At 54.0% G+C, this 20,463-nt stretch carries 11 protein-coding genes, 2 tRNA genes and 3 rRNA genes; 8 read left to right on the top strand and 8 right to left on the bottom strand.

Going from position 1 to position 20,463, the window contains the following annotated elements; all coding sequences use genetic code 11:
- Nucleotides 1-27: 27 nt before the first annotated feature.
- The 7 genes from clpB to P6287_RS14940 all read left to right on the top strand — a co-directional run bounded on the left by clpB (nt 28) and on the right by P6287_RS14940 (nt 9,959).
- Complete coding sequence (gene clpB / locus P6287_RS14970) at nt 28-2,601, top strand: ATP-dependent chaperone ClpB (RefSeq protein WP_277973996.1); 2,574 nt, start codon at nt 28-30, stop codon at nt 2,599-2,601.
- A gap of 474 nt (nt 2,602-3,075) precedes the next feature.
- A 16S ribosomal RNA gene (locus P6287_RS14965) occupies nt 3,076-4,624 on the top strand.
- A gap of 73 nt (nt 4,625-4,697) precedes the next feature.
- Nucleotides 4,698-4,774: transfer RNA gene (locus P6287_RS14960), tRNA-Ile, on the top strand.
- Between the two features lie 117 nt (nt 4,775-4,891).
- Nucleotides 4,892-4,967: transfer RNA gene (locus P6287_RS14955), tRNA-Ala, on the top strand.
- Nucleotides 4,968-5,170: 203 nt separating this feature from the next.
- Nucleotides 5,171-8,081, top strand: a 23S ribosomal RNA gene (locus tag P6287_RS14950).
- Nucleotides 8,082-8,306: 225 nt separating this feature from the next.
- Nucleotides 8,307-8,422: ribosomal RNA gene (rrf, locus tag P6287_RS14945) — 5S ribosomal RNA — on the top strand.
- The 16S, 23S and 5S rRNA genes sit together here with 2 tRNA genes alongside, the layout of an rRNA operon.
- Nucleotides 8,423-8,654: 232 nt before the next feature.
- A complete protein-coding gene (locus tag P6287_RS14940) occupies nt 8,655-9,959 on the top strand; it encodes an MFS family transporter (protein WP_277973995.1) in 1,305 nt (434 codons plus the stop codon).
- Here P6287_RS14940 and P6287_RS14935 read toward each other — a convergent pair whose 3' ends face one another.
- From P6287_RS14935 to trxC, 5 genes are all read right to left on the bottom strand, one after another.
- Complete coding sequence (locus P6287_RS14935; RefSeq protein ID WP_101763428.1) at nt 9,960-10,280, bottom strand: YfiM family lipoprotein; 321 nt, start codon at nt 10,278-10,280, stop codon at nt 9,960-9,962.
- Between the two features lie 3 nt (nt 10,281-10,283).
- The gene (pssA, locus tag P6287_RS14930) at nt 10,284-11,639 is read right to left on the bottom strand and encodes a CDP-diacylglycerol--serine O-phosphatidyltransferase (RefSeq protein ID WP_101763429.1); all 1,356 of its coding nucleotides are present in this window, start codon (nt 11,637-11,639) and stop codon (nt 10,284-10,286) included.
- Between the two features lie 116 nt (nt 11,640-11,755).
- The gene (locus P6287_RS14920; RefSeq protein ID WP_192411948.1) at nt 11,756-14,413 is read right to left on the bottom strand and encodes a bifunctional acetate--CoA ligase family protein/GNAT family N-acetyltransferase; all 2,658 of its coding nucleotides are present in this window, start codon (nt 14,411-14,413) and stop codon (nt 11,756-11,758) included.
- Between the two features lie 87 nt (nt 14,414-14,500).
- Nucleotides 14,501-15,205, bottom strand: a complete 705-nt coding sequence (locus tag P6287_RS14915; protein WP_110868291.1) for a tRNA-uridine aminocarboxypropyltransferase — start codon at nt 15,203-15,205, stop codon at nt 14,501-14,503.
- A gap of 91 nt (nt 15,206-15,296) precedes the next feature.
- On the bottom strand, nt 15,297-15,716 hold the full coding sequence (trxC, locus tag P6287_RS14910; RefSeq protein ID WP_110868290.1) for a thioredoxin TrxC: 420 nt from the start codon (nt 15,714-15,716) through the stop codon (nt 15,297-15,299).
- 156 nt (nt 15,717-15,872) lie between these two features.
- On the opposite strand from trxC, the gene P6287_RS14905 reads away from it, so the two are divergent.
- Nucleotides 15,873-16,985 carry a tRNA/rRNA methyltransferase gene (locus tag P6287_RS14905; RefSeq protein WP_137386321.1) on the top strand — a complete coding sequence of 371 codons (1,113 nt, stop codon included), beginning with the start codon at nt 15,873-15,875 and terminating at the stop codon, nt 16,983-16,985.
- A gap of 37 nt (nt 16,986-17,022) precedes the next feature.
- Here the strand turns inward: P6287_RS14905 and emrB are convergent, their stop codons facing one another.
- From emrB to mprA, 3 genes are all read right to left on the bottom strand, one after another.
- Nucleotides 17,023-18,558: a multidrug efflux MFS transporter permease subunit EmrB gene (gene emrB, locus P6287_RS14900; RefSeq protein ID WP_101763434.1), complete on the bottom strand. Its 1,536-nt coding sequence runs from the start codon at nt 18,556-18,558 to the stop codon at nt 17,023-17,025.
- Nucleotides 18,559-18,575: 17 nt separating this feature from the next.
- The gene (gene emrA / locus P6287_RS14895) at nt 18,576-19,748 is read right to left on the bottom strand and encodes a multidrug efflux MFS transporter periplasmic adaptor subunit EmrA (protein ID WP_110868299.1); all 1,173 of its coding nucleotides are present in this window, start codon (nt 19,746-19,748) and stop codon (nt 18,576-18,578) included.
- Between the two features lie 148 nt (nt 19,749-19,896).
- Nucleotides 19,897-20,427: a transcriptional repressor MprA gene (mprA, locus tag P6287_RS14890; RefSeq protein ID WP_008101638.1), complete on the bottom strand. Its 531-nt coding sequence runs from the start codon at nt 20,425-20,427 to the stop codon at nt 19,897-19,899.
- Nucleotides 20,428-20,463 lie beyond the last annotated feature (36 nt).

Raw genomic sequence — 20,463 nt, 5'->3', positions numbered from 1 at the left:
GCATTTTGACCTGTAATGGGAGGAATTATGCGTCTGGATCGTCTTACTAATAAATTTCAACTGGCACTTGCCGATGCACAGTCCCTTGCTCTGGGACATGACAATCAATTCATTGAACCCCTTCATTTGATGAGCGCATTGCTCAACCAGGAAGGCGGATCGGTGCGTCCGTTGCTCAGCGCAGCGGGTGCCGACGTGGCTGGCCTGCGTACCAGCATTGAACAAGCGATTAATCGACTACCTCAGGTTGAAGGCACGGACGGCGATGTGCAGCCATCCGCCGATCTGATTCGGGTACTCAATCTGTGCGACAAGCTGGCGCAAAAGCGCGGCGACAACTTTATATCATCTGAATTATTTGTATTGGCGGCCCTTAATTCACGTGGCTCGCTGGCTGATCTATTGAAATCAGCTGGCGCGACTCCGGAAAAACTCTCTGCGGCCATCGAGCAAATACGGGGAGGAGACAGCGTGAACGATCAAGGGGCTGAAGATCAGCGTCAGGCATTAAAAAAATACACCATCGACCTTACAGAGCGTGCCGAACTCGGCAAGCTGGATCCGGTTATCGGTCGTGATGAAGAAATTCGCCGCACCATTCAGGTGTTGCAGCGTCGTACCAAAAATAACCCGGTGCTGATTGGTGAACCCGGCGTCGGTAAAACGGCTATTGCCGAAGGTTTAGCGCAGCGCATCATCAATGGCGAAGTACCGGAAGGGCTGAAAGGCCGTCGCGTGCTGGCTCTGGATATGGGTTCGCTGGTGGCGGGCGCCAAATATCGCGGTGAATTTGAAGAGCGCCTCAAAGGCGTGCTTAGCGATTTGGCGAAGCAGGAAGGCAACGTCATTCTGTTTATCGACGAACTGCATACCATGGTGGGCGCAGGTAAAGCCGATGGCGCCATGGATGCCGGCAACATGCTGAAACCCGCATTGGCGCGTGGTGAGTTGCACTGTGTCGGCGCAACTACGTTGAATGAGTATCGTCAGTTCATAGAGAAAGATGCGGCGCTGGAACGTCGTTTCCAGAAAGTCTTCGTTGCTGAGCCGAGTGTCGAAGATACCATTGCCATTCTGCGCGGACTGAAAGAACGCTATGAGCTGCACCATCATGTGCAGATCACCGATCCGGCGATTGTGGCTGCGGCGACGTTGTCGCATCGTTACATCTCCGATCGTCAGCTGCCGGATAAGGCCATCGACCTGATAGACGAAGCGGCCTCAAGCATTCGTTTACAGATGGATTCGAAGCCTGAATCCCTTGATCGCCTTGAGCGCCGCATCATCCAGTTGAAACTTGAGCAGCAGGCGCTGAAGAAAGAGTCTGATGACGCCAGCGTGAAGCGTCTGGAAATGCTGGAAAGTGAACTTGACCAGAAAGAGCGTGAATATGCTGAGCTGGAAGAGGAGTGGAAAGCGGAAAAAGCCTCATTAACCGGCACGCAAAACATTAAAGCCGAGCTGGAGCAAGCGCGCCTGACGATGGAGCAAGCGCGTCGCGTTGGTGACCTGGGTCAGATGTCTGAGCTGCAGTACGGTAAAATTCCGGAGCTGGAGAAACAGTTAGCCATCGCTACGCAGTCTGAAGGTAAAACCATGAAGCTGTTACGTAATCGCGTAACGGATGTGGAGATCGCCGATGTACTGGCGCGTTGGACCGGAATTCCTGTCGCACGCATGATGGAAGGCGAGCGCGACAAGTTGCTGCGTATGGAGCAGGATTTGCATTCACGCGTCATTGGCCAGAACGAAGCGGTAGAAGCGGTTTCGAATGCGATTCGTCGTAGTCGTGCCGGCTTGTCCGATCCGAATCGTCCAATTGGTTCCTTCCTGTTCCTCGGACCAACGGGAGTAGGGAAAACCGAATTGTGTAAAGCGCTGGCCAGCTTCCTGTTCGATAGCGATGACGCGATGGTGCGTATTGATATGTCCGAGTTTATGGAAAAACACTCGGTGTCGCGGCTGGTGGGTGCACCTCCGGGATATGTCGGCTACGAAGAGGGTGGTTATCTGACCGAAGCGGTACGTCGTCGGCCTTATTCGGTGATTCTGCTGGATGAAGTGGAGAAGGCGCATCCTGATGTGTTCAACATTCTGTTGCAGGTGCTGGATGATGGTCGCTTAACCGATGGACAGGGCCGTACGGTCGATTTCCGCAATACCGTGGTGATCATGACCTCGAACCTTGGCTCCGATCTTATTCAGGAACGTTTCGGTTCTCTGGATTATGCGGAGATGAAACAGGTGGTGATGACGGTTGTGGGGCAGCATTTCCGCCCAGAGTTTATCAACCGTATCGATGACATGGTGGTGTTCCACCCATTGGGCGAAAAACACATTGCTTCAATTGCGCAGATTCAGCTGCAACGTTTGTATAAACGTCTTGAGGAGCGTGGCTATCAGCTGCATATCTCCGATGAGGCGCTCAAACTGCTCGGCGAGAATGGCTACGACCCGGTTTATGGTGCGCGTCCATTGAAACGTGCTATTCAGCAGCAGATTGAAAACCCGCTGGCTCAGCAAATTCTTTCTGGTGCCCTGGTTCCGGGAAGAACCATCGAAATGGATGTAAAAGACGATGTGATCGTTGCTCATCAGTAATCCCTTCCGATTTAAACGGGCCCGCGGGCCCGTTTTTTTTGCCTTTATGCAAGAATTAGCTGCTTTTTGCAACGTATAGCCTGGAAAGTGAGCGGTCGCGCAAAAACTTCAAATTAGCACTTGTCAGCTGAAATGAACTCCCTATAATGCGCCACCACTGAGACGGCAAAGCGGCAACGCAGACGGCTTGGCAGGGAGTGAAGAAATTCATCCCGCCGGATGAAAACGCTGAAAAAAGTGTTTGACTCCGAAGGAGAGTAGCGTAGTATACGCCACCTCGCGACAGACGGTTCAGTCGCTGTTCGCAACGCTCTTTAACAATTTATCAGACAATCTGTGTGGGCACTCGCAGGATTGATATCCGCGTCTCCGGACGCAAAAAAATATCAAAGCCTCACGAGTGAACACATAATGAAATTCATTATGACGTTTTACAGATGAGCATCGCTGAACTGGTTTCAGCAAATCAAACTTAAATTGAAGAGTTTGATCATGGCTCAGATTGAACGCTGGCGGCAGGCCTAACACATGCAAGTCGAACGGTAGCACAGAGAGCTTGCTCTCGGGTGACGAGTGGCGGACGGGTGAGTAATGTCTGGGAAACTGCCCGATGGAGGGGGATAACTACTGGAAACGGTAGCTAATACCGCATAACGTCGCAAGACCAAAGTGGGGGACCTTCGGGCCTCACACCATCGGATGTGCCCAGATGGGATTAGCTAGTAGGTGGGGTAATGGCTCACCTAGGCGACGATCCCTAGCTGGTCTGAGAGGATGACCAGCCACACTGGAACTGAGACACGGTCCAGACTCCTACGGGAGGCAGCAGTGGGGAATATTGCACAATGGGCGCAAGCCTGATGCAGCCATGCCGCGTGTATGAAGAAGGCCTTCGGGTTGTAAAGTACTTTCAGCGGGGAGGAAGGCGGTGGAGTTAATAGCTTCACAGCAATTGACGTTACCCGCAGAAGAAGCACCGGCTAACTCCGTGCCAGCAGCCGCGGTAATACGGAGGGTGCAAGCGTTAATCGGAATTACTACTGGGCGTAAAGCGCACGCAGGCGGTCTGTCAAGTCGGATGTGAAATCCCCGGGCTTAACCTGGGAACTGCATTCGAAACTGGCAGGCTGGAGTCTTGTAGAGGGGGGTAGAATTCCAGGTGTAGCGGTGAAATGCGTAGAGATCTGGAGGAATACCGGTGGCGAAGGCGGCCCCCTGGACAAAGACTGACGCTCAGGTGCGAAAGCGTGGGGAGCAAACAGGATTAGATACCCTGGTAGTCCACGCCGTAAACGATGTCGACTTGGAGGTTGTTCCCTTGAGGAGTGGCTTCCGGAGCTAACGCGTTAAGTCGACCGCCTGGGGAGTACGGCCGCAAGGTTAAAACTCAAATGAATTGACGGGGGCCCGCACAAGCGGTGGAGCATGTGGTTTAATTCGATGCAACGCGAAGAACCTTACCTACTCTTGACATCCAGAGAACTTAGCAGAGATGCTTTGGTGCCTTCGGGAACTCTGAGACAGGTGCTGCATGCATGGCTGTCGTCAGCTCGTGTTGTGAAATGTTGGGTTAAGTCCCGCAACGAGCGCAACCCTTATCCTTTGTTGCCAGCGGTTCGGCCGGGAACTCAAAGGAGACTGCCAGTGATAAACTGGAGGAAGGTGGGGATGACGTCAAGTCATCATGGCCCTTACGAGTAGGGCTACACACGTGCTACAATGGCGCATACAAAGAGAAGCGACCTCGCGAGAGCAAGCGGACCTCATAAAGTGCGTCGTAGTCCGGATCGGAGTCTGCAACTCGACTCCGTGAAGTCGGAATCGCTAGTAATCGTAGATCAGAATGCTACGGTGAATACGTTCCCGGGCCTTGTACACACCGCCCGTCACACCATGGGAGTGGGTTGCAAAAGAAGTAGGTAGCTTAACCTTCGGGAGGGCGCTTACCACTTTGTGATTCATGACTGGGGTGAAGTCGTAACAAGGTAACCGTAGGGGAACCTGCGGTTGGATCACCTCCTTACCTGAAGATACCTTCCCGCGAAGTGCTCACACAGATTGTCTGATGAAATTAAAGAAGAGCGTAAAACGCCTGCAGGCTTGTAGCTCAGGTGGTTAGAGCGCACCCCTGATAAGGGTGAGGTCGGTGGTTCAAGTCCACTCAGGCCTACCAAATTCTTCCAGTTTCCGCGTTGTGCCGATAGCCCGCATACTTCAGTATGCTTCGCGTCGTCACGCCTTGTCTGTGAAAGAATTCTCCTGGTAAGCACGCGTTTTACAAAAACTCTATGGGGCTATAGCTCAGCTGGGAGAGCGCCTGCCTTGCACGCAGGAGGTCAGCGGTTCGATCCCGCTTAGCTCCACCATCAACGACCCCACGTTGATAACTAACTTCAGAATGTATCCTCGGGTACATTGCGAAGTTATTGCTCTTTAACAATCCGGAACAAGCTGAAAATTGAAACGACGTATCGTCTTCATTCTCCGTAATAAGAATGAAGCGGCGATATGTTCGAGTCTCTCAAATGCTTGCAGTCTGCGCGCGTTGCAAAACGCCTGTGGGTTGTGAGGTTAAGCGACTAAGCGTACACGGTGGATGCCCTGGCAGTCAGAGGCGATGAAGGACGTGCTAATCTGCGTAAAGCGTCGGTAAGGTGATATGAACCGCTACAGCCGACGATGTCCGAATGGGGAAACCCGGTGCACCCAGTGCATCATCGCAACATGAATACATAGTGTTGCGAGGCGAACCCGGGGAACTGAAACATCTAAGTACCCGGAGGAAAAGAAATCAACCGAGATTCCCCCAGTAGCGGCGAGCGAACGGGGAACAGCCCAGAACCTGAATCAGTTTGTGCGTTAGTGGAAGCGTCTGGAAAGTCGCACGATACCGGGTGATAGTCCCGTACACGAAAGTGCACATTCTGTGAGTTCGAAGAGTAGGGCGGGACACGTGGTATCCTGTCTGAATATGGGGGGACCATCCTCCAAGGCTAAATACTCCTGACTGACCGATAGTGAACCAGTACCGTGAGGGAAAGGCGAAAAGAACCCCGGCGAGGGGAGTGAAACAGAACCTGAAACCGTGTACGTACAAGCAGTGGGAGCCTCTTTAATGGGGTGACTGCGTACCTTTTGTATAATGGGTCAGCGACTTATATTCTGTAGCAAGGTTAACCGTATAGGGGAGCCGCAGGGAAACCGAGTCTTAACTGGGCGTTAAGTTGCAGGGTATAGACCCGAAACCCGGTGATCTAGCCATGGGCAGGTTGAAGGTTGGGTAACACTAACTGGAGGACCGAACCGACTAATGTTGAAAAATTAGCGGATGACTTGTGGCTGGGGGTGAAAGGCCAATCAAACCGGGAGATAGCTGGTTCTCCCCGAAAGCTATTTAGGTAGCGCCTCGTGAACTCATCTCCGGGGGTAGAGCACTGTTTCGGCTAGGGGGCCATCCCGGCTTACCAACCCGATGCAAACTGCGAATACCGGAGAATGTTATCACGGGAGACACACGGCGGGTGCTAACGTCCGTCGTGAAGAGGGAGGGAAACAACCCAGACCGCCAGCTAAGGTCCCAAAGTCATGGTTAAGTGGGAAACGATGTGGGAAGGCACAGACAGCCAGGATGTTGGCTTAGAAGCAGCCATCATTTAAAGAAAGCGTAATAGCTCACTGGTCGAGTCGGCCTGCGCGGAAGATGTAACGGGGCTAAACCATGCACCGAAGCTGCGGCAGCGACACTATGTGTTGTTGGGTAGGGGAGCGTTCTGTAAGCCGTTGAAGGTGTGCTGTGAGGCATGCTGGAGGTATCAGAAGTGCGAATGCTGACATAAGTAACGATAAAGCGGGTGAAAAGCCCGCTCGCCGGAAGACCAAGGGTTCCTGTTCAACGTTAATCGGAGCAGGGTGAGTCGACCCCTAAGGCGAGGCTGAAAAGCGTAGTCGATGGGAAGCAGGTTAATATTCCTGCACTTGGTGTTACTGCGAAGGGGGGACGGAGAAGGCTAGGTTATCCGGGCGACGGTTGTCCCGGTTTAAGCGTGTAGGCTGATATCTTTGGTAAATCCGGGGTATCTTAAGGCTGAGGCGTGACGACGAGCCACCACGGTGGTGAAGTAACTGATGCCCTGCTTCCAGGAAAAGCCTCTAAGCTCCAGGTAACACGAAATCGTACCCCAAACCGACACAGGTGGTCAGGTAGAGAATACCAAGGCGCTTGAGAGAACTCGGGTGAAGGAACTAGGCAAAATGGTGCCGTAACTTCGGGAGAAGGCACGCTGTCGGTAGGTGAAGTCCCTCGCGGATGGAGCTGAAGGCAGTCGAAGATACCAGCTGGCTGCAACTGTTTATTAAAAACACAGCACTGTGCAAACACGAAAGTGGACGTATACGGTGTGACGCCTGCCCGGTGCCGGAAGGTTAATTGATGGGGTTATCCGCAAGGAGAAGCTCTTGATCGAAGCCCCGGTAAACGGCGGCCGTAACTATAACGGTCCTAAGGTAGCGAAATTCCTTGTCGGGTAAGTTCCGACCTGCACGAATGGCGTAATGATGGCCAGGCTGTCTCCACCCGAGACTCAGTGAAATTGAAATCGCTGTGAAGATGCAGTGTACCCGCGGCAAGACGGAAAGACCCCGTGAACCTTTACTATAGCTTGACACTGAACATTGAGCCTTGATGTGTAGGATAGGTGGGAGGCTTTGAAGCGTGGACGCCAGTCTGCGTGGAGCCAACCTTGAAATACCACCCTTTAATGTTTGATGTTCTAACGTAGGCCCGTAATCCGGGCTGCGGACAGTGTCTGGTGGGTAGTTTGACTGGGGCGGTCTCCTCCCAAAGAGTAACGGAGGAGCACGAAGGTTGGCTAATCCTGGTCGGACATCAGGAGGTTAGTGCAATGGCATAAGCCAGCTTGACTGCGAGAGTGACGGCTCGAGCAGGTGCGAAAGCAGGTCATAGTGATCCGGTGGTTCTGAATGGAAGGGCCATCGCTCAACGGATAAAAGGTACTCCGGGGATAACAGGCTGATACCGCCCAAGAGAGTTCATATCGACGGCGGTGTTTGGCACCTCGATGTCGGCTCATCACATCCTGGGGCTGAAGTAGGTCCCAAGGGTACGGCTGTTCGCCGTTTAAAGTGGTACGCGAGCTGGGTTTAGAACGTCGTGAGACAGTTCGGTCCCTATCTGCCGTGGGCGCTGGAGAATTGAGGGGGGTTGCTCCTAGTACGAGAGGACCGGAGTGAACGCACCACTGGTGTTCGGGTTGTCATGCCAATGGCACTGCCCGGTAGCTAAGTGCGGAAAAGATAAGTGCTGAAAGCATCTAAGCACGAAACTTGCCCCGAGATGAGTTCTCCCTGACTCCTTGAGAGTCCTGAAGGGACGTTGAAGACTACGACGTTGATAGGCCGGATGTGTAAGCGCAGCGATGCGTTGAGCTAACCGGTACTAATGACCCGTGAGGCTTAACCTTACAACGCCAGAGGCGTTTTGGTCCGAGAGACCGGATTTTCAGCTTGTTTTACCGGATAAAGAATACAGCTTTGTTCTGCGGACGAGAGTCCGAAGGATTTTGCGCTGAAGCAAGGCGGCAAGCGAGACGACGTGAAGGAGCATACTGAGGTATGTGACTGAGCGGCGCGAACGCAGCTAACGCGGCAGCAGCGTAAAAGACGCAGGACGGAGCACAAAGAATTTGCCTGGCGGCTTTAGCGCGGTGGTCCCACCTGACCCCATGCCGAACTCAGAAGTGAAACGCCGTAGCGCCGATGGTAGTGTGGGGCCTCCCCATGCGAGAGTAGGGAACTGCCAGGCATCAAATAGTGAAGAAGCCCCGGACGAAAGTCCGGGGCTTTTTTACGTCTGCATATAGCGAATTAAAGCCGGCAGATGGCTGAATTTGCATGAAAATCAGTAATAAATTGCACTAAAAACTCCGCGGCAATCACATTTTGTACTCCAGGAATAGAGACAATTCCCGCAACCAGTTAATAGATGCTTTACTCAATCCTTTGGCGCTAATTCTTCGCAAGGAAAAGAGGTAAGCATGACTGACTCACAACAACAAAAAGTGGCTATATCTGAAACGGCAGCCGACAGTAAAAAGCGCATCTGGTCGATTGTCGGCGCATCATCTGGCAATTTAGTCGAATGGTTCGATTTCTACGTCTACTCCTTCTTCTCACTCTATTTTGCCCATGTATTCTTTCCAAGCGGTGATACCACCACCCAGTTGCTGCAAACAGCAGGCGTCTTCGCAGCTGGTTTTCTGATGCGTCCGATTGGCGGATGGTTATTTGGCTATATTGCCGATCGCCACGGTCGCAAAGCCTCAATGCTGATCTCAGTGTGCATGATGTGTCTGGGATCATTAGTGATCGCCTGTCTACCGGGCTACGGAGAAATTGGCCTGGCCGCGCCTGTTATTCTTCTGCTGGCACGTATGTTTCAGGGATTATCGGTTGGTGGGGAATACGGTACCAGCGCCACTTATATGAGCGAAGTAGCACTGGAAGGACGAAAAGGATTTTATGCCTCTTTCCAATATGTGACGCTCATCGGCGGCCAACTGTTAGCGGTGCTTACCGTTGTAGTCTTACAGCAAATTCTCAGCGATGAAGAACTTCGCAGCTGGGGCTGGCGTATTCCGTTCTTCCTCGGGGCGGCGCTCGCTGTGGTGGCATTGTGGTTGCGTCGTTCTCTCAACGAAACTTCAGAGAAAAAACACCGTGAACATCGTGACGCCGGCAGCATTACGGGATTACTGCGCAATCACACCCGCGCATTTCTGATGGTGCTGGGGTTTACCGCAGGCGGCTCGCTAAGCTTCTATACCTTCACCACCTACATGCAAAAATATCTGGTAAATACTGCCGGGATGGATGCGCGCAGTGCCAGTGGATTAATGACCGGTTGCTTATTGGTATTCATGTTGATTCAGCCGATAGTTGGCGCACTGTCAGACAAGATTGGTCGTCGTGCCTCAATGATGATTTTTGGTGCCGGGGCAGCTATCTGTACGGTACCTATTCTGCTATTGCTGCAAAATGTGCAAAGCAGTTGGCTGGCATTTGCCTTGATCATGCTGGCGCTAATCATCACCAGTTTCTACACCGCTATCAGTGGCATTTTGAAAGCAGAGATGTTCCCGCCGGAAGTCCGCGCGCTGGGCGTTGGGCTTTCCTATGCGGTGGCGAATGCTATTTTTGGTGGTTCAGCAGAGTACGTAGCCTTACTGCTGAAAAGGGAAGGTATTGAAACCAGCTTCTTCTGGTATGTTTCGGCAATGGGCGCTTTAGCATTCCTGGTATCGCTGATGCTGCATCGCAAAGGGAAGGGGATTGCGCTGTAGTTACTGACTGAGATTCCACAGTGCGATACCGCTGGCGGCGCCGGCGACATCCCAGCTAAGATCTTTCCAACTCCAGCCGCTCCCCGCTGAGCGGCTGTCATATAACTCTTTCCCCACACCGAAACTCAACGAAAACAAAAAGCCGAAACGCAAATTCTGCCCGCGGCTGTGATTTTGATGCTGAGAAATCTCGCTTCCTGCAGCAGCCAGAACAGCAGAAGAGAAGTAGTGTTGCGCTTTGTCTTTGCCGGTCCAGTTATCCTGAGCGACATGCGCACATCCACTACACAGCAAAACCACGCAGAGGATAGGCGCACGCATCGGCTAAAGCAGACGGCTAATCAAGCGATCGATGCGAATACGGCGCAGGCGACGAATCAGCTTGCGCACCTTTGCCGGATAATCGGAGATACTTTCCAGCTCGCGATAATGCTGCACCACGGAAGTATGCTCACGAATCAGCGCCAGCTCTTTTTCACGCTGCTCGGCCAATTGATTGAGAGGATCGTGAATCAGCACCGCATTTTCCAGATCCAGTCGCCACGCGCGTGGATTGAGGTTATTACCGGTGATCATCATCCATTCGTCATCCACCCAAATGCCTTTCAGGTGATAACTGTTTTCGCCATCTTTCCACAAGCGTACCGTCAGCTGACCATTATTGACGTAATACTGCAAACGGCTCAGGAAGCGACGCAGGTTAATCTCATAAAGATAAGGCAGAGCCCCGATAATCTTAAACGGCTGTTCTGGCGGGATGTAGAAGTCATTCGCCGTTTTGTCGCCAATGATGATTTCAACTTCTTTACCCTGACGCAGTAAATGAATCAGGTTACGCACCAGAATGGCCGGCAGGTTAAAATAGGGCGTACACAGCGTCAGCTTGCGCTCAGCGCAGGGCATCAAATGGAAAATGGTTTTGTTCAGCAGGCTACGTTTGCCCAAGCCAACCAACGGCGTGACGGCAAGGCAATCATTATCTGCATTGCCGGTAAACTGATAGTTAAAGCTGCGCAGCTCCTGACGGAACTGACGTGTTTCGTTTTTGATTTCCGGGCTGGAAGGGCGCTCAGTTTTATCGAGCCGGTTAACCGCATCGGAATCCTTGAGATTTTCGCAGATCCACGCATACATGGTATCGGTAAGCTGTGGATTGCGGATCAGCTGATAACGGTCATAACGGTATTTATCATGCTGATGCAAATAGACATCGTTCAAGCTCGCGCCGCTGTAGAGCAGCGTATCATCAATGATAAACCCTTTCAGATGCAGCACACCGAGCGCTTCGCGGGTGTTAACCGGAATGCCATAAACCGGAATAGCGATATCCGGGTGCTGAGTCGCCATTTCGCAATACCAGTCAGCGTTGGTCACGCCGCGAGCAGCGCCAATACGACCACGCTGCGCACGATGCCAGTCAACCAGAATACAGACATCCAGCTCCGGACGTGCCTGACGCGCTGCGTACAGCGCCTGCATTATTCCCCGACCGCCGTCATCATTCTCCAGATACAGCGCGGTGATACAGATACGCTTTTCTGCTGCGGCAATTTTCGTCAGCAGGGTTTCGCGAAACTCGGCAGGCGAGTAAAGCGTCGTCAGATCCGACACGGATTGTGACAGTTTAGGCAGCTGTGCGAGGTGTTGTTGGTGTTTATTACGTTTAAATTTAGACAACATCACAGTGCACTTCTTCTCTGTTCATTGCATGGCCTTTTGCCATCAAATCATGATCCTAACGGTAAATAATACCATCAACCGACCTGTAGAGGAGGAATTTTACCTTTCTGTACAGGTTAGCTGATGACATCACCGAGCGGCAAATTCAGGCTGACAATGCCATCATCCAGTTGAATATTCACGCGAAAATTGAGCTTTCGCGCCAGCGTGATCATGCCGCTATTATTTGGCATGGTGATACCGTTCAATTGTTGCAGGCCATGATCGCGCGTATAGCGAATCATCTTCTCCAGTAAGCGCCTGCCCATGCCCAAGCCTTTTAGGTCAGACCGCACCAGCACGGAGAATTCAGCATCGATATTATCGGCATCGGAGATCGCACGTGTTACGCCAATGATCTCGTCGACGCCGTTGTGCTGCCGTACAGCGACAATCGCCATTTCGCGGTCGTAATCAATTTGCGTCATATTCGCCAAATCTTCATGGGTGAATTCATTGATTTCACTGAAGTAACGATAGTAGAGATCTTCTTTCGTTACCTGGGCGATAAAAGCGCGCAGCTGCGGTTCATCTTCCGGCAGGATCGGGCGAAACAGACAATATTGCCCATTTTTCAGCTGCACCTGCTCTTCAAGATGATGCGGGTAAGGACGAATCGCCAGCCGTGTTTCGTTATCACCATTAAAAGGCGCCAGCTGCAGCGTGACATCCAGCAGCGTGAATTCGTCGGCTGATGCCAGCAGCGGATGAATATCCAGGCGCTGAATCTCCGGACAATCGACCACCAGGTTTGAAACCTGCACTAACAGCTGGCTAAGCCCGGTGATATCCAGTGGTCGCAACGCGCTACGGCTGCGGACTTTGCCGCTTTTCATCGCCTGAATCACCAGATAGCGCGCCAGCGTCATATTCAGCGGCGGCAAAGCCACGGCGGCTTGCTTGTCGGGCTGCCACTCCACGCCGCCTTCGCCCAGCAGGATGATAGGACCAAACAGCGGATCCTGTTCGACCACCACACGCAACTCCTGCGCTCCGGCGCGATTCGCCATACTCTGCACCAGCAAACCATCAACATGCGCCTGTGGATGGGTTTCACGCACGCGATCAAAAATGGCTTCAGCCGCTTGTTCCACCTCTGCGGCGCTGCGCAGATACAGCATGACGCCTTGTACCTCGGACTTGTGCGGAATATCCGGCGAACGCAGCTTGAGCGCGACCGGATAGCCAATCTGATCGGCGATGCTGGCAGCCGCGGCGCTGTCGCTGGCAATCCAGGTGGGCAGCGTCGCCAGGCCATAAGCTTGCAACACCGGCTGCACTTCGTGGGTGTCCAGCGTAGTGATGCCTTTATCCAGCGCTTGCTGAATCAGCTGATGCGCCTGCGCGCTGTTCTGCGTCAAACCAATCGGCAGCGCGGGCGTCTCACGCAGTTGCTTCTGGTTGCGGCGATATTCCACCTGATGCATGAAAGCGGTAACGGTACCTTCCGGTGTGCGCCAGGTGGGAATGCCAGCCTGAGTAAACGCGCGTCGTGCACTCTGCGAAGAGTATTCGCCGCACCAGTTCGTCAGCAAAGTAACCTGCTTGCCACGCGGATGTTTGGCAACCGCAGCGATAATCTGCTCGGCGGTCTCGCTCGAAGGTGAAACGGCGCTTGGCGCATGAATGATCATCAGTGCATCAAGTTCATGGCTATCCAGCAGCCGTTCAATGCAGGCGACATAGCGCGCTGGTGTCGCGTCATCTTTCAAATCCAGCGGATTGCCGCGGCCAACGCCTTCTGGCAGCAGGGTGGCCAGCGCCTGCAAGGTTTCGTCACTTAACGTCGCCAGCTTACCGTTGCGCGCATACAGTTCATCCAGGGCCAGCGCCGCCGGGGCCGCGCCGTTGCTGATGATCATCAGTCGATCGCCGCGTAATGGACGCATATGGCTCAGCGACTCAACCGCCGTAAACAGTTCATGCGTATCTTGTACGCGCAGTAAACCGGCGCGCTGAATCGCCGCATCCCAGGCAGCGTCCAGTCCGCTGTGAGTACCGATCATCGCCTGCGCCTGATGGCTGCGACCACTTTTTATCACCAGAATCGGTTTATTACGCGAGGCGCTGCGCGAAGCGGAAACAAAGCGACGCGCATCGCTGAGGTGTTCGAGGTAGAGCAGAATGGCGCTGGTTTTACCGTCGCGCGCGAGGAAATCCAGCAGATCATCAACGTCGATATCCAGGCTATCACCCAAGGCGATAAACCATGAGAAACCGAGGTTACGCTGCTGCGCCCAGTCGAGAATGGTGTTAGAAACCGCGGCGGATTGCGAAATAAAAGCAATGCGACCTTTAGCAATCGGCACCGGCGAGAAGCTGGCATTCAACCCTTGCCACGGCGCCAGCAAACCTAAGCTGTTGGGCCCAAGCAGGCGAATTTGCCACTGACTGGCGCAGGCTTTCAGCTCTTCCAACTGGCTGGATGGCGCCGAGAGAATAATACAGGCCTTACAGCCTTTTTCGCCCAATTGTTGCAGCAGTTCGAGATTACGTTTGGCGTGGGTACAGATGATGGCGAGATCGGGCGCGAAGGGCAGGCTGGCGATATCCGGCCAGGCCAGCACGCCGCTCACCGCTTTATACTTCGGCGTCACCGGCAATACCGGACCGCTAAATCCACCGGCCAGCAGGTTACGCATCATAAAGTAGCCGGCGCGCCCCGGTGTAATTGACGCACCGATTACCGCGATTGATTTAGGTCGTAACAGCGCTTCCAGTCCGCGTTGGCTCATCATCCGCTCCTGCTATCAAGATTGGCATGATTGTAAACGCTTTTTAGCGCGCGTGCCGATTCACCGATCGCAGGCTGAGAGCCAGCTTCAGATTCCGCTACTCAATGCTTCTTCCAGAGCATGAATCGGATGATGCGGTTTCCCCGCCAGATAAGCATGACGGAAGCGGGCGAAATAGTGCTGCAATTCTGCGGCGGCGGCGAGATCCCCGGCCTGTTCCAGCAGCGCGGCAGCAACTTCGGCGGTGCAGTGCTGGCCTTCGCCGTGGGCCTCGCGCAGCGTGTAGCGCGAGGGCGCAGACACGTTGAGCGACATCACCGGCAACGCATCCAGCCACGGACTTTTGCGGAACATCTTGCGCGCTTCCGTCCAAGTGCCGTCGAGCATAATAAACAGCGGCGGTTTGCCGGTGAGCGGCGGGCTAGTGAGCACTTCGCGATCGGCATCTGCGTAAGACGCCGGGAAAACCACCAGCGGCTGATAATGCGCGTTCTTCACCGCCGCCAGCAGCGCGGCATCCGGCTCGGTGCGTGACCAGCCAAACGCCTCGGTGTCCGGCAGCACATCGGCAATTAACCTTCCGGTATTGCTCGGCTTCATCGGCTCGGTATCGAACATCACCAGACAGAAGCGACTGCGCGCTTGCTGAGGCTGGATGGTGGCACACAGACAGTTTTTCTGCGGCAGCAGGCAGCGTTGGCAACGAATGACACGATTACCGCGCGCAAGAAACGGGCGCGTGGCGCGCGCTAAACGTTGCGCACGTAAGCGCAGAACGGCATTTTCAAACATAAATTCGCAGGCAGGAGAAAAAACGCCAGTGTAATGGAATTAGCCGGGAAAGGTAATAAGGAAGGCCAGCTCGCGGCTGGCCATCAGCGGTTTACAGCGATTCGTCGAGCCACTCGTTGAAGGGCGCTTTCGGCATTGCGCCGTTCAGCATGTCGACCATCTCGCCGTTCTTGAACAGCATAATAGTAGGAATGCTGCGAATGCGGAAACGCGAACTAAGCGCCGGTTCGGCTTCAGTATTCACTTTCACGAAGCGCACCTTGCCGCGACGCTCGTCGGCGACATCTTTAAACACCGGTGCGAAGTTAACGCACGGGCCGCACCACGGCGCCCAGAAGTCGATCACCACCGGCAGATCGTCTTGCAGATACTTATCCAACGTGGCTGCGGTCGCGTTGGCGACTTCACCGTTGAATAGCTCGCCGCCGCAACGACCACATTTTGCTCCATCAGCCATGCGCGACTCGGGCACGCGGTTGGTTGCCTGACAGGAGGCACAAACTGTATTCATATTTACCTCAACCCGGACCTGTAAATCTGATGATTGCCGGACATTATGAAAAGGTTGAGTGCTATGCTCAATCTGGATTGCCCAATAGGTTCAATAGTTGATAGCTAAGCACCGACACATCAGGTAATCTTCGCGCTCTCAATGCTGGAGGAACAGATGAACGACGAATTTAAAGGCAAAAGCGGCAAGGTAAAAGTGATGTACGTACGTGATGAGGAGAGTGGTCAAAAGCCGAATCCCCGTACCGGCAAAGGCGGCCGTCCTGCTGCGCGCCAGGAAGATAATCGTCGTTCTGGTCCTCGCAGCGGTGCACGTAATAATGAAGAAGGTGGCCGTAGCGGCGCACGCAGCTCGGCACCGCGCGGTGCGAGTAATACCGAACGCGGTCGCAGCTTTGGTCGTCGTGACGATCGTGGTGACGACAACCGCAGCTTCGGTGATTCGCCGTGGCGCACCGTTTCTCGTCCGCCGGTCGCGGATGATAGCCAACTGGATGATGTCGCGAATAAGCCGGTCATCGATCCCGAGCAGATTCGCCGTCAGCGTCAGGAAGAGACGCGCGTCTACGGTGAAAATGCCTGTCAGGCGCTGTTCCTGAGCCGTCCGGAAAGCATCGTGCGTGCCTGGTTTATTCAGAGCGTAACACCGCGTTTCCGTGAAACCCTGCGCTGGCTGGCGGCCAACCGCAAAGCCTATCATGTGGTTGAAGATGCTGAGCTGACCAAAGCTTCAGGTACTGAACACCACGGTGGCGTGTGCTTCATCATCAAAAAACGTATGGGCATGCCGGTTACCGAGTGGCTGACCAAGGCCCCCACCAAAGATTGCGTGCTGGCACTGGAAGATGTCAGCAACCCGCACAACCTTGGCGGCATTATGCGTAGCTGCGCGCACTTCGGTGTGAAAGGTTTGCTGGTGAATGATGCTTCGCTGCTGGAGTCAGGTGCGGCAGTACGTACCGCCGAAGGTGGCGCTGAACACGTACAGGCAATCAGCGGCGAAAGCTTTGCCGATGGCCTGGAAGCGTTCCGTAAAGCGGGTTACACCATCGTTACCACCTCAAGCCACGAAGGCACACCGCTGGCGAAAGCTGAGCTGCCTGCCAAAATGGTGCTGGTGTTGGGTCAGGAGAGCGAAGGTCTGTCAGACAGCGCTTTCCAGCAGGGCGATCTCAGCCTGTCGATTGGTGGCACCGGCAACGTTGAAAGCCTCAACGTGTCAGTGGCAACCGGTATTCTGCTCGCCGAATGGTGGCGTCAGAACGCATAAAAAAACGGGCCGCAAGGCCCGTTTTTGTTTGTCTCGCTTAGTGAGCGCCACCGCCGCCACTGCCCGCACCAAATGGTGGACGCGCAAACCACACCAGCACCAGCAAGATCAAGAACACGCCCGCCGATGCCCAGAAGATCTCATTCGCCGAAATAATCAGACCCTGATTGGTAATTTGCTGCGCGATATATGCCGAGGCCTGCTGCTGGGTCATGCCCATGCTTTGCAACTGGTCATACATCTGCTGTGAATTGACGTTGTACGGATTCACCGACTCCGACAGATAGCTATGATGCATCGATTCACGGTTACTCCACATGGTGGTAGTAATCGAGGTACCGATGGAACCCGCCAGCGTACGCACGAAGTTCGACAGGCTTGATGCCGCCGCCATACGTTCTGGCGGTAAGCCTGACAGCGTAATGGTGGTGAGCGGCATAAAGAAGCACGCCACCGCAAAGCCCTGAATAAACTGCGGCCACGCTGATGCACCAAAATCCATCCCCGGCTCAAATGTGTAGGCGCGCCAGTAAAAACAGACGGCATACATGATGAAGCTAAAGGTCACCAGCTTACGCATATCCAGCTTGTGGGCGAAGCGGCCAATGATCGGCGACAGGATCACTGGCAGAATCCCCACCGGTGCCGACGCTAATCCGGCCCAGGTGGCGGTGTAGCCATATACCTCCTGTAACAGCTGCGGCAGCAACACTATCGAGCCGAAGTAAAGCATATAGGCCAGGCTGATCGACAAACAGCCGATGGTGAAGTTGCGCATCTTGAACAACGACAAATCGACTATCGGATGGTCGTCGGTGAGCTCCCACACCAGCAACACCAGCAGCGCCACCACGGCGACCACCATCAGCACAATGATCTCGGTTGAGCTAAACCAGTCGAGCTCTTTTCCGCGATCCAGCATCACCTGCAGCGAGCCAATGCCCACCACCAGCAGTACCAACCCCACCATATCGATCCGACGGATTTCGGTTTTGGTTTCACGTCCACGCAGCGTTTGCAGCGTCAGTAACACCACCACCAAACCAATCGGTACGTTGATGAAGAAGATCCAGCCCCAGTGATAGTTATCGCTGATCCAGCCGCCGAGAATCGGACCGCAGATCGGTGCCACAATCACCGTCATCGCCCACAGCGAAAGCGCCACGCTGCGTTTCGCTGGCGGATAGTTGTTCAGCAGCAAACTCTGCGACAGCGGAATCAGCGGACCGGCAACCACGCCCTGAATGACGCGGAAGAAGATCAGCATCTCCAGGCTTTCGGACATGCCGCAAGCCCAGGACGCCAATACAAACAGGATGGTCGACCAGGTAAACAGCTTCACTTCACCGATGCGCTTGGCCAGCCAACCGGTAATCGGAATCGAGATGGCGTTCGCCACCCCGAAAGAGGTAATCACCCAGGTGCCCTGCGAGTTCGAGGCACCGAGGTTACCGGCGATGGTCGGAATCGCCACGTTAGCGATGGTGGAGTCGAGTACCTGCATGAACGTCGCCAGCGACAGGGCGATGGTCATCAGGACTAACGGCGCACCTTCAAGCGGTTTTTGTGCCATAACAGCCTCCCGCGGCGTTAGTCAGCGTTGGCACGAACGATGTCAGTAATCAGCTGGTTAACCGGCGCGAGGTCGATTGCCAACGCATTACTTTCATACGCGGCTTGCGAACGCACGGTGCTGGCCAGCGTGGCACCCTCTTTATTTTGGGTATCCACTTTCACCAGCGTGGAGAGGCCGATACGCAGCGGATGTTCCGCCACTTGTTTCGGATCCAGCTCGATACGCACCGGCAGACGCTGGACCACTTTAATCCAGTTACCGGTGGCGTTCTGCGCAGGCAGCAGCGAGAAGGCGCTGCCGGTACCCATATCCAGACCCACCACTTTGCCGTGATACTCGACGTCATCGCCGTAGATATCACTGATCACCGTGGCCGATTGGCCGATACGGACACCTGCAAGCTGGGTCTCTTTGAAGTTTGCATCGATCCACAGATTAGTGGACGGCACCACCGCCAACAGCGGGGTGGTGGTGGAGATTTGCGAGCCAACCTGTACGCTGCGACGTGAAATGAAGCCATCAATCGGGCTACGGATTTCAGTACGCTGCAGCGCCAGCCAGGCATCGCGCAGCTCAGCCGCACTCTGCTGTACCGCGGGCTGATTTTCCAGCGAGGTATTCAGAATCATCGCCTGGTTAGCGTTGTATTGCTGCACTGCCACATCCAGCTGCGCTTTGGCTGTCGCCACGGCATCACGCGAGTGTTGCAGCTCTTCGCGGCCAATCAGATTAGACGCGCCCAGCGGCTCGCGGCGTTTCAGGTCAGCTTCGGCCTGTTCCAGCGCGGTTTGCTGCAGCTTGATGGTAGCTTGATACTGCTTGCCATTGATCATCAGCTGGTGGGTTTGACGCACGCTGGTGGCTAACGCGGTCTGCGCTTTTTCAAACGCCTGCTCGGCATCGGTTTTATCCAGCGACACCAGGACGTCGCCTTTCTTCACCACGTCGGTATTATCAAACCACACTTTGTTTACGCTGCCAGAAACCTGCGCCATCACCTGCACCTGGTTGCCCGCCACGTACGCATCATCGGTTTCCTGGAAGTGACGCAGCACCAAATACCAGTAAGCCAGATACGAAACACCAATAATTACAAACACGATAGCCAGCAGGATCAGCACACCTTTGCGCTTCTTCTTTTTATTCGCTGGCTGTTGCGGGCTTTGAGCTTCCGCTGTCGCACTCATGTCGTTCTCCACGTTTTCCATTTAGTCGGGATGTGCCGATCCTTCAACACGGTTGCCCGAGTCAAAAAAGCCAGCACTTAAGCGCTGGCCGGACAAAAGGGGATTAAAATAGCGATTTCGGAAGGTGATTGTGTCGCACTTCTTGCTATTAGCGCGACAGGGAAGCGATAACCTGATCTTCGTCCATTTTATCGAGACGGTTAAGTAACTTACGGGTAATCGATTCCAGCTGATCCTGTTCGTTCGTGGAGAGCGAAGACCACAGGTATTGCAGGCTCTGATGCTGCGGTGGCAGCAGCTGACGCAGGAATTCATTGCCTTTTTCGGTCAAATGCAGATGCAGGCAGCGACGGTCGTTCTCGCTTTCACGACGTTCGATCCAGCCGCGCTTCTCCAGCTCATCAGCGATACGCGTGGCATTGGTGCGTGAAGAGCCGAGGGCAGAACTCAGTTCTGAAGGCTGAATGCTCTGATTTTCCTGTGCATCAAGGGTAATCAGCGCCATGAATAAGGTCTCGTTAATTCCCTGCGCCTTCAACATTTTGTTGCGATTATCCAGCAGTTTACCCTGCATGTGCATGCACAAGCGGGTCAGAATGATCTCCTGCAGCGGAAAATCTTTATGGCGGTTAGCACGGATGTTGAGCATCTGTTCAATGGGAGTAAACGAACTTTCCATTTTAAAAAAACCTCTTAGTTGCAACTGGTATAGTAA

The sequence above is a fragment of the Pantoea sp. X85 genome (assembly GCF_029623675.1).
Taxonomy (GTDB): domain Bacteria; phylum Pseudomonadota; class Gammaproteobacteria; order Enterobacterales; family Enterobacteriaceae; genus Pantoea; species Pantoea leporis.
Note: the sequence above shows the minus strand (reverse complement) of the source record. Positions and strands in the feature narration are given on the sequence as shown.

What these genes read in the sequence shown, in the direction of transcription:
- mprA (WP_008101638.1), bottom strand. Translation starts at nt 20,427, where the DNA reads ATGGAAAGTTCGTTTACTCCCATTGAACAGATGCTCAACATCCGTGCT.
- P6287_RS14915 (WP_110868291.1), bottom strand. Translation starts at nt 15,205, where the DNA reads ATGTTTGAAAATGCCGTTCTGCGCTTACGTGCGCAACGTTTAGCGCGC.
- P6287_RS14935 (WP_101763428.1), bottom strand. Translation starts at nt 10,280, where the DNA reads ATGCGTGCGCCTATCCTCTGCGTGGTTTTGCTGTGTAGTGGATGTGCG.
- trxC (WP_110868290.1), bottom strand. Translation starts at nt 15,716, where the DNA reads ATGAATACAGTTTGTGCCTCCTGTCAGGCAACCAACCGCGTGCCCGAG.
- emrA (WP_110868299.1), bottom strand. Translation starts at nt 19,748, where the DNA reads ATGAGTGCGACAGCGGAAGCTCAAAGCCCGCAACAGCCAGCGAATAAA.
- clpB (WP_277973996.1), top strand. Translation starts at nt 28, where the DNA reads ATGCGTCTGGATCGTCTTACTAATAAATTTCAACTGGCACTTGCCGAT.
- P6287_RS14905 (WP_137386321.1), top strand. Translation starts at nt 15,873, where the DNA reads ATGAACGACGAATTTAAAGGCAAAAGCGGCAAGGTAAAAGTGATGTAC.
- emrB (WP_101763434.1), bottom strand. Translation starts at nt 18,558, where the DNA reads ATGGCACAAAAACCGCTTGAAGGTGCGCCGTTAGTCCTGATGACCATC.
- P6287_RS14940 (WP_277973995.1), top strand. Translation starts at nt 8,655, where the DNA reads ATGACTGACTCACAACAACAAAAAGTGGCTATATCTGAAACGGCAGCC.
- pssA (WP_101763429.1), bottom strand. Translation starts at nt 11,639, where the DNA reads ATGTTGTCTAAATTTAAACGTAATAAACACCAACAACACCTCGCACAG.
- P6287_RS14920 (WP_192411948.1), bottom strand. Translation starts at nt 14,413, where the DNA reads ATGAGCCAACGCGGACTGGAAGCGCTGTTACGACCTAAATCAATCGCG.